This is a genomic window from Streptomyces poonensis (assembly GCF_014650915.1).
GTDB lineage: Bacteria > Actinomycetota > Actinomycetes > Streptomycetales > Streptomycetaceae > Streptomyces > Streptomyces poonensis.
The window spans coordinates 262,300-273,963 of record NZ_BMVW01000009.1; the positions used below are offsets into that span (position 1 = coordinate 262,300).

Consider the following 11,664-nt stretch of genomic DNA (forward strand, 5'->3'; position numbering starts at 1 on the left):
CATCGGACAGGAGAACCGCGACACATGAAGCGCCCGCACGTCCTCGCTCTCGGCCGAGCCGGGTACGGGGCCTTTCGCTCCGCGGACGGCCGGCCGTACCTCGATCCCGCACGCTACGAGGTGACGTTCGTCGTGCCACCGGGAGCGGCGTCCCTTCCCGACCGCGACGAGGTGTCTCGCGTGGTGACGGCCCCTCTCCTGGAGGAGCAGGCCGTCGCGGACCTCATTCCGCTGCTGAAGCAAGGACCGGAGGTGCACCGGGTGGTAGCGCTCAACGAGCGGCTGCTCCTGCCGGCCGCTCGTATCCGGACGGCCCTCGGCTTGGCCGGGCTCACCGAGGAACAGACTCTGCTCCTGCGCGACAAGACCAGGATGAAACGGCACTTCGCGCGCTACGGAGTCCGGGTCCCGGCGTTCGCCGAGATCGACCGTCCCTGGGACGCGGCCCCCCTGCTCGCCGAGTACGGGAAGATCGTCCTCAAGCCTGTGGACGCGGCTGGGTCGATCGGAGTCCACATCGTCGATGACGAGAGGTCGCTACGACGCCTGGACGAAGCCGGGCTGGGCCACGAAGGGCGCTACGAGGCCGAGGAGTTCGTCGAGGGCGACCTCCATCACGTCGACAGCGTGGTCCGTGACGGACGACCCGTGACGGTGATGGCCTCCCGCTATCTCGACCCCAACCACGTCTTTCCCTGGGGAGGACACTGTCGTTCCGTCGCGTTGGGCGAGGGAGCCGAACGGGAGGTGCTGCTGGAGGCCAACCGGCGCGTGCTCGCGGCACTGGAATGGTTCTCAGGCGTCACGCACCTGGAGGTCTTCCTCAACCGCCGCGGCGAACCGGTGTTCTGTGAGGTGGCAGGCCGGGCCGGAGGGGGCGGAGTGGTCCCCGCCTTCCGGCACCGCTTCGGCACGGATCTGCGTCAGACGGTTCTCATGTCCCAACTCGGCCTTGCCCTGCCGTCCGCTTCCGCCCGTCCTCCCATGGAACGACGGGCGACCGGCTGGTCGGTGATCTACCCGCCCGAGCCGGGACCCTTCCAGTCGTCGGAGCACGTCCCGCGGCCGGAGTGGCTCCTCGATCTCAAGCTGAGGAGGAAACCGGGAGAGGTGCTGACAGCAGCCCGCTCCTTCGCCGACGGTGTCGCGGTGGCGACCGTCTGCGGACCAGACCCTTTCCGGGTGGCTCACCGGCTGGACCGCGTGAAGGACTCCCTGGTCGGCGCGGCACCCTGAACAGAACCGGCCGTCGTGAGAGGGACACGTCACTCCCGTTCGTGGGCACCACCGTGCCCGTCGAGCCGTTGGACCCGGCGGGACCACCGGCCCGTCAGCCACGGTCGGAGTCGTACTGCTCCCGCCACTTGTCGATCAGGGCGGCCATCTCCCGCTGCATGAAGCCGTAGAAGTCCTGCATCTCGTCGAGCCGACGTCCGGCGACGCTCTCCTTGCCCGCGACCTTGATGCCTTCGGCAGCGGCGTCCCACATGCCGGCCAGCAGGGTGTTCTGGTTCCCCATCAGCGTGGCCCAGGCGTGCTCTCGGAAGCGGTAGTGGTCCCGGCGGCTGCCCGGGGCGGGGACGCGCTCGATCATGCCGGTGGGGATGAGCTGATTGACCGCGCCCGACACCGCACCCGAGCTGATTTTCAGCACCTCACAGAGATCGCCCGCGGTCATCGTCTCCTGCTGGCTGAAGAGGAGCGCGGTCATGACGCGTGCGGTGGTCTTCTGCATGCCGCTCTGGGACAGGGTCAGGGCCAGCTTCTCCGCCGACTCGCGCAGCCTCACGTCCTTGTCGTCCGTGCCGTCCATGTCAGACCTCCTCATATGGCAGATTTCTATCATACAGAAACCTCGCAGTTCTCGGAGTGTTTATAGATCTCTGAAAGTAAGCTATGTTCCGGGCATGGAGAACGTGATCGAGCTCCGCGAGCTCACCAAGACGTACGGCACCCGTCGCGGTCTGACGGGCCTCACCCTGGACGTGGTCCGGGGCGAGGTGTTCGGCTTCCTCGGTCCCAACGGCGCGGGGAAGTCCACCACCATCCGGCTGCTCCTCGACCTCATCCGCCCCACCGCGGGCAGTGCCACCGTTCTGGGGCTGGACCCGCGGGGCGAGGGCGTCGAGCTGCGTCGCAGGGTGGGGTACCTCGCGGGTGACTTCGTGTGCGACGGTCGCCAGAACGTCCGCAGCTACCTGCGCTTCCTGGCCGCGCTGCGCGGCGGCGTCCCCGAGGCGCGGATCGACGACCTGGCCGACCGGCTGGGACTGGACCAGACGGCGAAGATCAAGAAGCTGTCGAAGGGCAACCGGCAGAAGGTCGGCCTGGTACAGGCCTTCATGCACACGCCGGAAGTGCTCATCCTCGACGAGCCCACTTCCGGACTCGACCCCCTGGTCCAACAGACCTTCCTCGACATGGTGGCCGAGGCGGCCGCCGGCGGCCAGACGGTCTTCATGTCCAGCCACATCATGAGCGAGGTCGAAGCCGTCGCCCACCGGGTCGGCATCATCCGCGACGGACGGCTGGTGGCCCTCGACACGGTGGCGAACCTCCGCACGGGCACGGTCCGCGACGTCGAGGTCACCTTCGAGACGAGCGTGCCGGCGACCGCGTTCGCGGATCTGCCCGGTGCGAGCCGACTGAGCCTGGACGAGACCGGCACGACGCTCAGCGGCCAGGTCGCCGGCAGCCCCGACGCACTCATCAAGGCGCTCTCCCGCTACACCGTCACAAGCCTGCGCGCCACCGAGCCCGCGCTCGAGGAACTCTTCCATTCGTACTACGAGGGCGCCGAGGCCGCACCGCGCACCGAGTCGGCACGCATCGCCTGACCCGGTACACGCACGACGCTACGCACTGGCACTGAAAGGACCCCTGATGAGCGCCGCCGTCTTCGCCAAAACCCTGTCCGACAGCCGCCGAAGCCTGATCGGCTGGGCTGTCGGCACAGCCCTGGTCGGCATGGTGTACGCGAGCACCTACCCCTCGCAGCGGCAGAACACCGAAAGCATCCCCGAGGCGCTCCGCGAAAGCCTCCATGTCGACGGAACCGCCGCGGGCTACCTGCAGGCCACCGTCTTCGGCGTGATCGTCCCCCTCCTCGCGATGATCTACGGCGTGGCCATGGGGTCCCGAGCCATCGCGAGCGACGAGGAATCCGGGCAGCTCGACCTGCTGCTCGCCCACCCCATCACCCGGACCCGGTTCGCCCTCCAGCGCTTCGGTGCCCTGGTGGCCGGTGCCTTCGGTATAGCGGCCCTCGTCTGGCTCGCGGTCCTGGCGGTGCGCAGCAGTGCCGAGCTGACCAGCGTCACTCCGGTCGAGCTCCTCGCCCAGTGCCTGAACCTGGCGCTCCTGGCGATCACCTTCGGAGCGCTCGCCCTGGGTATCGGCGCCGCGGTGGGGCGTCGCGCCGTGGTCCTGGTGGTCAGCGCGATCGCCGGAGTCCTCGCCTACACGGCCAGCACCTTCGCCACCCAGATCGGGGCCGACTGGCTCGCCTACCTCTCGCCGTTCCACTACTACATCGGAGGCGAGCCGCTGAAGAACGGCTTCCAGTGGGGCGACGGAGCCGTGCTGGTCATCGCCTCGGCGGTCTTCGTGGTGGCCGGCGTGGTGCGCTTCAACAACCGAGACGTCAACAGCTGACCGCTCCGACGCCGGCCTTCGAGCCCCGTGCTGGGGTCGAGGCTGGGGGGCACCCCGGTGTGCTGCCGGGGTGCCCGCGGTCAGGCTGCGCAATGCCGACCGGCCGACTCGTCAGGTGAGAAAGGTGATCGGGTGTCTACCCTCGACAGTGAGATTCCGCCGCAGCCGAACGTGAACGACCCTGCCATCTACGACTGGTACCGCATGATGCGGAATGAGCACCCCGTGCACCGGGACCCGACCACGGGCTGGTGGGTGGTCTACCGCTACACCGACGCCCGCCATGTCCTGACGAACCCGGGGACGTACTCGTCGGAGATGCACCGCATGGGCTTTCCCGAGTCGGGTCTCGAGAGCCTCCCGCAGATGGACCCGCCCCGGCACACCCGGGTCCGCCGGATCCTGGGCACCACCTTCACGCCCAGTTCGATCGCCGCTTACGAGCCGGAGATCATACGGATCACCAACGAGATAATCGACGACTTCGAGGGCCGGGACCAGATCGACCTCGTGGCCGACCTGGCGTACACGGTGCCCATCGCGGTCATCCTGCAGATCCTCGGCCTGCCGGCCGAGGACCGGCACCTGTTCTACGACTGGGCCCGGAAGGTCATGAACGTCACTCCTGAGGAGATGGCGCAGGAGGGGTACCTCGAAGCCCTCGGCGAGCTCCAGCAGGAGGCCATCTCCTACCTGCGCGAGCGTGTGCGCGAACGCAAGAACAAGCCGGGCGACGACATGCTGACTCGGCTCGCCAACGCGGAGCTCGACGGTGACCGGCTCACCGAGGACGAGACGGTCAACTTCGCCAACGTGATGTTCGCCGGCGGACACATCAGCACGACGATGACGATCGCCAACGCGGTGGACCTGCTGGACCTGAACCCGGAGGCGCAGGCCGAGGTGCGGGCGAACCGTGACCTGATCGGCCAGACCGTCGAGGAGGTGCTCCGCCACCGGCCGCCGATCACCACCGGACTCCGGGCCTCCACGCGGGAGGTGGAGCTGGCGGGCGTGACCATCCCGGCCAACCAGCACGTCGCGGCCAGTTTCTGCTCGGCCAACCGAGACGAGCGGCAGTTCCCCGACCCTGAGGCGTTCGACATCCACCGCAACAGCGAGGGACGGCACTTCGGGTTCGGCTTCGGCACGCACCACTGCATCGGGAACGCCCTGGGGCGCCTGGAGACCCGCCTGGTCCTGGGGGTGCTCTTCGACCGCTACAAGGAGATCAGCGTGGATCGTGGCGGTGACCTCGCGTGGGCCATCCCGCCGCAGATGGTCGGGTTCGACAAGCTTCCCGTGACCCTGCGGCCCGCCTGATTCCTTCACGCAGACGCCGCCGCCCCGGGCCCTCCCCGGGGCGGCGCCGTTGTGACGGCAAGTTCCCCGGCAAAGGCCGGATAGGGGCCGCAGAACTTCGGCAGAGAAGTGCCATGCCAGCGGCAGCGTTGTGGAAAGGGTGTCCGGAAGCAGTCATTCCACGTCTTGACTGTGTCTCTGTTCGTTCGTCTTTCAAGCGCCGGGTTCGACTCGGGTTTCTCCTCAAGAGGGTGGCGGATGATACAGAAGCACTCGCTGCTGGAACGCGATCACGAGATCGGCCTGCTCAGGTCGGCGCTGAGTCGCGTGCGGAGCGGTGACGGCGGACTGGTGATGATCGAGGGCGCCCGGGGCCTCGGCAAATCGAGCCTGCTGGAGTTCCTGCGCACTGAGGCGGAAGCCCAGGACTGTCACGTGGTCCGTGCGCGGGGCAGCGAGTTCGAGCGGGAGTTCTCCTGGGCCGTGGTGCGCCAGCTTTTCGACCGGTGCCCCGGAGAGGCGGTCGGTCGCCTGACGGACGAGGTGCCGACGGCAGAACCGGCCGACATGGCCGCAGCCCTCCTGAACCGCGTGCCGCTCGGGGCGTGGGCGGTGCCGACACCACAGGAGGGTGAAGGGCTCCACTCCGTGCTGCATGGTCTGTACCGGCTGTGCAGGGCCCTGTCTTCCGGGCAGCCGCTTCTCCTTCTCGTCGACGACGCCCAGTGGGCGGACATCGCGTCCCTGCGATTCCTCAGCTATCTCGTGAACCGGCTGGAAGGCAACAGCATTCTGGTCGTGCTGGCGAACACCCACGCGGAGCACGACGCCACGCAGGACCTGCTGATGGCCGCCTGCGCCTCCCCCCTCGCGACCTTCACACGGCTGGCGCCCCTGAGCGAAGACGGGGTACGGCGGATGATCACCACTCGCCTCGGCCGGGACGCCCATGCCAGGGTGATCCGCACCTGTTTCGAACTCACCGAAGGCAATCCCCTTCACCTGAGGGAGCTGTTGGACGAGATGAGCGGGCGCGGCATGGAGCCCGACGAATCGGCACTGGCGGGCATCCCCCTGCTGACGCCCGCCCGCGTCACCTGGGAGATACGCCGTAGAGTGAGCCGACTGCCCGCGAACGCGGTGGCGCTGGCCAGGGCCGTAGCCGTGCTGGACGCCCGTGCCGATCCCCAGCACAGTGCTCACGTGGCAGGCCTGGGTGAGGCCGAGGCGTCGGAGGCGGCGGGGTGCCTGCGCGACGCCGAGGTCCTCCGTGCCGGAGTGCCCTACAGGTTCCAGCGGCCCGTCTTGCGGCAAGTGGTGTACGCCCAGATGCCCGCGCGGGACCGCAGCGCCGCACATCGGCGGTCCGCCCGTTCGCTCCAGGCCGCAGGAGCCCTGGCCGCGGAGGTGGCCGAGCATGTGCTCCGGACGGACCCGGCAGCCGACCCGTGGGCCGCGGACGTGCTGAGCTCGGCCGCTCTGGACGCTATGAAGGAGGGCGACCCGCGTACGGCCATCCACTATCTCCGGCGTGCCCTTGCCGAGCCGCCGTCGGCCGATTCGCACCTGGCCGCGTTGGCAGACCTCGGAGCCGCGGAACTGCGGGCCCACGACCCGTCTGCCGTGGCCAGTCTGGAGGAGGCCCTGCGGCGGACGGCCGAACCGGGCTCGCGGTGCCGGATCCGTGTCGAACTGGGCTTGGCGCTGGCGGCCTCGGGGCGCTTCGAGGAGGCCCTCGTGGCTCTCGACCGGGACCCGGGCGACACCACGACGGAGTCCGCCGACGGGGTGAGCGCGGGCCCCGCCCGCACGGTCACGGCGATCGTCTCCCGTCTTGCACCGCAACCCGTCCACGGGCCGGCCGGCCCTCTGCCCGCGCCCCTCGCGGGGGACTTGCGCTGCCATGCCGCCGTCGAGGCCCTTTGCCGTGGAGTACCCGCCCGGCGCGTCCGCCGGATCGCCGCTTCCGCCCTGAGGGCGACAGCGTCCGGAACCGCTCACGACATGGGACTGACCCCCGCCTCCATCGCCGCGTGGACGCTCGCGCAGTGTGACGATCTGGGCCACGCGGAGCGTGTCCTGGCGGACGCCGCGCGGCAGGCCGCATCGGCCGGTCACCTCCTCACGAAGACCACCGTCGAGAGCTTGCGGGCCCGGGTGCTCTACGACACCGGCCGGCTGCGACAGGCGGAGACTGCCGCACGAGGCGTACTGGAGCACCAGAACGCCTCCTCGCTGCGCCCCGCTTGCGTACCGCTGGCAGCGGCTGTGTTCGTGCACTGCCTGATCGAGAGGGGCCGGCCGGACGAGGCCGAGAAGTTGCTGAACCGGACTGGCCTGGCGAACCGCTTGCCGGAATCCGCCCTCTTCGCCCCTCTGCGCATCGCGAGGGCACGTCTGTGGATCCGGCTCGAACGCTGTGACACCGGCCTTGATGAAATGCTCGCCTGCCGGGAACTGGAGGCCGGGCCGGGGTGGCCGTACCCCACGGCGATCTGCGAGATCCTTCCGGACGGCGTCCGTGCTCTGCATCAGGTCGAAGGGGAGCGAGCCGCCCGTCGGTTCGCCCTCGACGAGCTCGAACGGGCGCGCGCCTACGGTGCGGGCCGCCCGCTGGCCGTCGCCCTCCGCACCTGCGGCGAACTCGAAGGCGGCGCCGGGGGACTGGCCCTCATGGAAGAGGCCGACGGATTGCTGGCCGGGCGTCCGGACACGCTGGAGCGTGCCCGGACGCTGATCGCGCTGGGATCGGCACTTCGCCGCGCGGGACAGCGGAACGCGGCCCGCCGACGGCTCACCGCCGGGATGGAACTCGCCCATGGCATCGGAGCGACCGTGCTCGACCACGAGGCCGGTGCGGAGCTTCGTCTCGCCGGTGTGCGGCTGGCACGCACCGGAGCCAGGGCGTGTGCGGCTCTCACCCCGGCCGAGGAGCGCGTGGCCCAGAAGGCGGTGGAGGGGCTCAGTAACCGGGAGATAGCACAGGCGCTGTTCGTCACCGTGAAGACCGTCGAGTGGCACCTGAGCCAGGCCTACGCCAAGCTCGGCATCGGCCGGCGATCCGAACTGTCCCAGGCACTCGGCGGGAACGACGGCTTCGGTATCGAGGACGAACGCAAAAGCGCCTGAACTCGCCACCACCTTCCCGGTCACCGATGGACTGGGGTCCCTGCTGGGGGTCCTCCGGGGGCGGGCGGCCCACCCCTTCGGCGAGGCTTGCCGTCAGTTCACCGCGGTGGGCCGCTCGACGGAACACCGCGGACGGATCCTCTGCCCCAACGGAAAGGTGGGATCAGTGAGCACCTCCGCCGAGAAGCGGTACGACACCCTGACCGCAGCCGAGCGCTCCTTCGTGGACGAGGTCGCCCGGCACTACCACGAGGCGCACGGGGTGACGTGGGAGAAGGGCCGGGTGATGGCCTGGATGATCATCAGCGATCCCGTCGAGCAGACCCTGCCCCAGATCTGCGCCGCCGTCGGCGCCACCACCGACCAGGTCGAGCAGCTCATCGAGCAGCTGGTGCTCGCCGGCCTGTACCAGCGCATCGAGACGCCGGGCGAGGAGATCCGCTACCGGCTCGTCGACGACGGCTACCCGAAGGCCGTGTCCGACACGTTCGCGAGCTGGCCGGAGTACCGCCGCATCTTCCAGTACGGCCTGGAGGTTCTCGCCGACGCCGGTGAGGAGCGCCGGCGGCGCATCGCCGAGATCGAGGAGCTCTTCGGTCACATCGTCGGCGACCTCGCCGACATGTCGAAGCGCTGGGACGCATACCGCCAGAGCGTTTCCGCCTGACCACCCATCCATCCGAGCCGCGAAGCGAGGAGACAGCCATGGCCACGGAAGCCGCCCCCACCACGCTGACGGAGGGCGAGAAGACCTTCGTGGAGAAGGTCGCCCAGTACTACTTCGAGAACGACGGCATGCCCCACGAGCGTGGCCGCGTCGTCGGCTACATGATGATCTGCGAGCCGGCGGTACAGACCGCGGACGACATCGCGCGGACCCTCGCCGTGCCGCGCGCCGCGATCGACCGCATCGTGGACCAGCTCACGCCGGAGAACGACCCGGTGAGCGTCTTCGAGCGCAACGGTGCCCTCGACGAGAACTACACGATCCGCCTGCGCGAGAACAGCTGGGCGCCGAAGGTGCGCGGCATCTTCTCCGAGTTCCCCGACTTCCACCAGATCGCCGCGAAGGGACTGGCGGAGCTCAAGGCCGACGGCGCCTCCGAGGAGCGGCTGCGGCGCCTGGTGAACATGGAGCGCTTCCTCGGCTTCGTCAGCGCCGAGATGCCCGCGATCCTCGAGCGCTACGAGAAGCGCAAGGCCGGCGACGGCAACTGACCCACCACGGGCTAACCCGGCGAAGGCGAGGAGGCAACGATGACAGTGGCGGTCACACACGCCGAACAGTCCCGAGGCGGGCCGCCCGACATCGCCCCGGAGGCGCTGGGCAGTGCGGACTTCCTGGCGGACCACCACGTGCGCTACGCCTACGTGGCCGGCTCGATGTACAAGGCGGTCGCGTCGGAGGACATGGTCGTCAGGTTGGGCCGCGCGGGACTCCTGTCGTACTTCGGTACGGGAGGCCTGCGGCCCGACCGGATCGCCGCGGCGATCGACCGCTTCCGGCGGGACATCGGTGACGGCCCGTACGGCCTCAACCTTCTCGCGAGTCTGGAGAACCCCGCGAAGGAGGAGGAGCAGGTCGATCTGCTCCTCCGCCATCGTGTCCGCCGGGTGGAGGCGGCCTCGTTCCTCCGTCCGACACCGAGCCTCGTGCGCTACCGGCTGAGCGGACTCCGCACCGCTCGTGACGGCTCGGTGCACGTCCCCAACCGCGTGATGGCGAAGGTGTCCCGCCCGGAGGTGGCGGATTACTTCCTGCGTCCCGCGCCCCGCGCCCTGGTCGACACCTTGGCCGCCGACGGCTTGATCACGGCAGAAGAGGCCGTCCTCGCCGGCCGGGTGCCCCTGGCGGACGACCTCGTCGCCGAAGCGGACTCCGGCGGTCACACGGACCAACGGCAGCTCGTGATCCTGCTGCCGGACACCATCCGGCAGAGGGACCGAGTGGCCAGGGAGTTCCCGGCCGCCGCCCGGGTTCGGGTCGGCGCCGCGGGCGGCATCGGCGTCCCGGAGGCAGTGGCGGCGGCGTTCGTGCTGGGCGCCGACTTCGTGCTCACCGGGAGCATCAACCAGTGCACAGCGGAGTGTGGAACCAGCGAGCGCGTCAAGGACATGCTGCAGGAAGCAGAGGCGCACGACATGGCGATTGTGCCCGCCGGCGACATGCTGGAGACAGGGGCGCGTGCCCAGGTACTGCGCCGCGGCCTGTTCTACCCGGCGCGAGCGAACAAGCTGTACGAGCTGTACCGCCGCCACGACTCGCTGGAGGACCTGGACAGGCGCACCGCCGACCAGCTCCAGCGGCGCTACTTCAGGCGCAGCTTCGAGGAAGTGTGGAAAGAGACGCGCGCCTACTACCAGCGTGCCAACCCGAAGGCCCTCGCCCTGGCCGAACGCGATCCCAAGCACAAGATGCTGCTGGTGTTCAAGGCCTACTTCGTGCAGTCGATCCGCCTTGCCATGAGCGGATCCGAGGAACACCAGGTCGACTACCAGGTCAACTGTGGGCCGGCCCTCGGCGCCTTCAACGCCTACGTGCGCGGAACACACCGGGAGAACTGGCGCGATCGCCACGTCGATGATCTGGGGGAGATGCTCATGAGGGGTGCCGCGGAGATACTGACCGAGCGGCTGAGGGCCATGACGGCGTGGTCGGACCGGAGCCGGGGGCCACTGCTGTGACACTCGCCCATCTCTTCGCCGGCCAGGGATCCCAGCGGGTCGGCATGGGCCGGGAGCTGCTGGAGGCATACCCCAACCTCGTCCGGCAGGCGGACTCCGTCCTGGGGTACTCGGTGGCCGAACTCTGCTTGGAAGGCCCCGCCGAGCGCCTTTCCGACACCCGCTACACCCAGTGCGCCGTCTACGTGGTGGACGCGCTCGCCTACGTCGACTCCGTGCGCACCGGCGGACGGATACCCGAGGTGATGGCCGGGCACAGCCTCGGAGAGTACGCCGCTCTCTTCGCGGCCGGCGTCTTCGACTTCCGTACGGGTCTGGAGATCGTCGCCAAACGTGCGGCGCTGATGGCCGACGCCGGGCGCGGCGCGATGTCCGCCGTCCTCGGACTCGACGAGGACAGGGTCCGCGGCCTGCTCGACTCGTCCGGCCTTCCGGTCGACATCGCCAATCTCAACGCTCCTGACCAGATCGTCGTCTCCGGCCCGGAAGACGGTGTCAAGGCGGTCTCGGCGCTCATGGCCGAGCACGCCGACGCGGTGATCCCCCTGAAGGTGAGCGGGGCCTTCCACTCCCGCTACATGGAGCCCGCTGCCCGGGAGTTCGAGCCGTTCCTCAAGGGGTACGTGCTCGCCCGGCCGAAGATTCCGGTCATCGCGAACGCCACCGGCCTTCCCTATCGGGACGACGACATCGCGGGCACCCTGTGCCGGCAGCTCACCTCCTCCGTCCGCTGGACCGAGACCGTCACCCACCTGCTCGGCCTGCCCGATCCGGAGCTGCGCGAGATCGGCCCCGGCAACGTGCTGACCGGGCTGACGAAGCGTATCCAGGCATCCCTGCGCGAAGCGGCCGTCGCCGGCTAGACCCGGCCGGTTCCCGAGGTCCCGTGACATT

General features: G+C 69.4%; 10 protein-coding genes. 9 read left to right on the plus strand and 1 reads right to left on the minus strand.

What is annotated here, in order from left to right:
• The first annotated feature begins 24 nt into the window (after positions 1 to 24).
• Positions 25 to 1,236, plus strand: a complete 1,212-nt coding sequence (locus IE242_RS22895; RefSeq protein WP_189862140.1) for an ATP-grasp domain-containing protein — start codon at positions 25 to 27, stop codon at positions 1,234 to 1,236.
• 94 nt (positions 1,237 to 1,330) lie between these two features.
• Here IE242_RS22895 and IE242_RS22900 read toward each other — a convergent pair whose 3' ends face one another.
• A complete protein-coding gene (locus IE242_RS22900; protein ID WP_229859309.1) occupies positions 1,331 to 1,813 on the minus strand; it encodes a GbsR/MarR family transcriptional regulator in 483 nt (160 codons plus the stop codon).
• 94 nt (positions 1,814 to 1,907) lie between these two features.
• On the opposite strand from IE242_RS22900, the gene IE242_RS22905 reads away from it, so the two are divergent.
• The 8 genes from IE242_RS22905 (at position 1,908) to fabD (ending at position 11,633) form a co-directional block, all read left to right on the plus strand.
• Entirely contained in the window at positions 1,908 to 2,837 is a 930-nt protein-coding gene (locus tag IE242_RS22905) for an ABC transporter ATP-binding protein (protein WP_189862141.1), read from the plus strand.
• A 46-nt stretch (positions 2,838 to 2,883) separates the two neighbouring features.
• Positions 2,884 to 3,654 carry an efflux permease Rv1217c-related protein gene (locus tag IE242_RS22910; protein ID WP_189862142.1) on the plus strand — a complete coding sequence of 257 codons (771 nt, stop codon included), beginning with the start codon at positions 2,884 to 2,886 and terminating at the stop codon, positions 3,652 to 3,654.
• Between the two features lie 132 nt (positions 3,655 to 3,786).
• Positions 3,787 to 4,977 (plus strand): cytochrome P450, encoded by a 1,191-nt coding sequence (locus tag IE242_RS22915; protein WP_189862143.1) that lies wholly within the window; start codon positions 3,787 to 3,789, stop codon positions 4,975 to 4,977.
• 237 nt (positions 4,978 to 5,214) lie between these two features.
• Positions 5,215 to 8,085, plus strand: coding sequence for a helix-turn-helix transcriptional regulator (locus tag IE242_RS22920; RefSeq protein WP_189862144.1), 2,871 nt, complete (start codon positions 5,215 to 5,217; stop codon positions 8,083 to 8,085).
• A gap of 166 nt (positions 8,086 to 8,251) precedes the next feature.
• A complete protein-coding gene (locus IE242_RS22925; RefSeq protein ID WP_189862146.1) occupies positions 8,252 to 8,752 on the plus strand; it encodes a hypothetical protein in 501 nt (166 codons plus the stop codon).
• A 38-nt stretch (positions 8,753 to 8,790) separates the two neighbouring features.
• Positions 8,791 to 9,303 (plus strand): hypothetical protein, encoded by a 513-nt coding sequence (locus IE242_RS22930; RefSeq protein WP_189862148.1) that lies wholly within the window; start codon positions 8,791 to 8,793, stop codon positions 9,301 to 9,303.
• Positions 9,304 to 9,342: 39 nt separating this feature from the next.
• Positions 9,343 to 10,770 carry a PfaD family polyunsaturated fatty acid/polyketide biosynthesis protein gene (locus IE242_RS22935; RefSeq protein WP_189862150.1) on the plus strand — a complete coding sequence of 476 codons (1,428 nt, stop codon included), beginning with the start codon at positions 9,343 to 9,345 and terminating at the stop codon, positions 10,768 to 10,770.
• Entirely contained in the window at positions 10,767 to 11,633 is an 867-nt protein-coding gene (gene fabD, locus IE242_RS22940) for an ACP S-malonyltransferase (protein ID WP_229859312.1), read from the plus strand. The genes IE242_RS22935 and fabD overlap by 4 nt, the downstream gene beginning before the upstream one ends.
• Positions 11,634 to 11,664 lie beyond the last annotated feature (31 nt).

Coding starts and splice junctions, on each gene's coding strand:
- IE242_RS22895 (WP_189862140.1), top strand. CDS start 25: ATGAAGCGCCCGCACGTCCTCGCTCTCGGCCGAGCCGGGTACGGGGCC.
- IE242_RS22900 (WP_229859309.1), bottom strand. CDS start 1,813: ATGGACGGCACGGACGACAAGGACGTGAGGCTGCGCGAGTCGGCGGAG.
- IE242_RS22905 (WP_189862141.1), top strand. CDS start 1,908: ATGGAGAACGTGATCGAGCTCCGCGAGCTCACCAAGACGTACGGCACC.
- IE242_RS22910 (WP_189862142.1), top strand. CDS start 2,884: ATGAGCGCCGCCGTCTTCGCCAAAACCCTGTCCGACAGCCGCCGAAGC.
- IE242_RS22920 (WP_189862144.1), top strand. CDS start 5,215: ATGATACAGAAGCACTCGCTGCTGGAACGCGATCACGAGATCGGCCTG.
- IE242_RS22930 (WP_189862148.1), top strand. CDS start 8,791: ATGGCCACGGAAGCCGCCCCCACCACGCTGACGGAGGGCGAGAAGACC.
- IE242_RS22935 (WP_189862150.1), top strand. CDS start 9,343: ATGACAGTGGCGGTCACACACGCCGAACAGTCCCGAGGCGGGCCGCCC.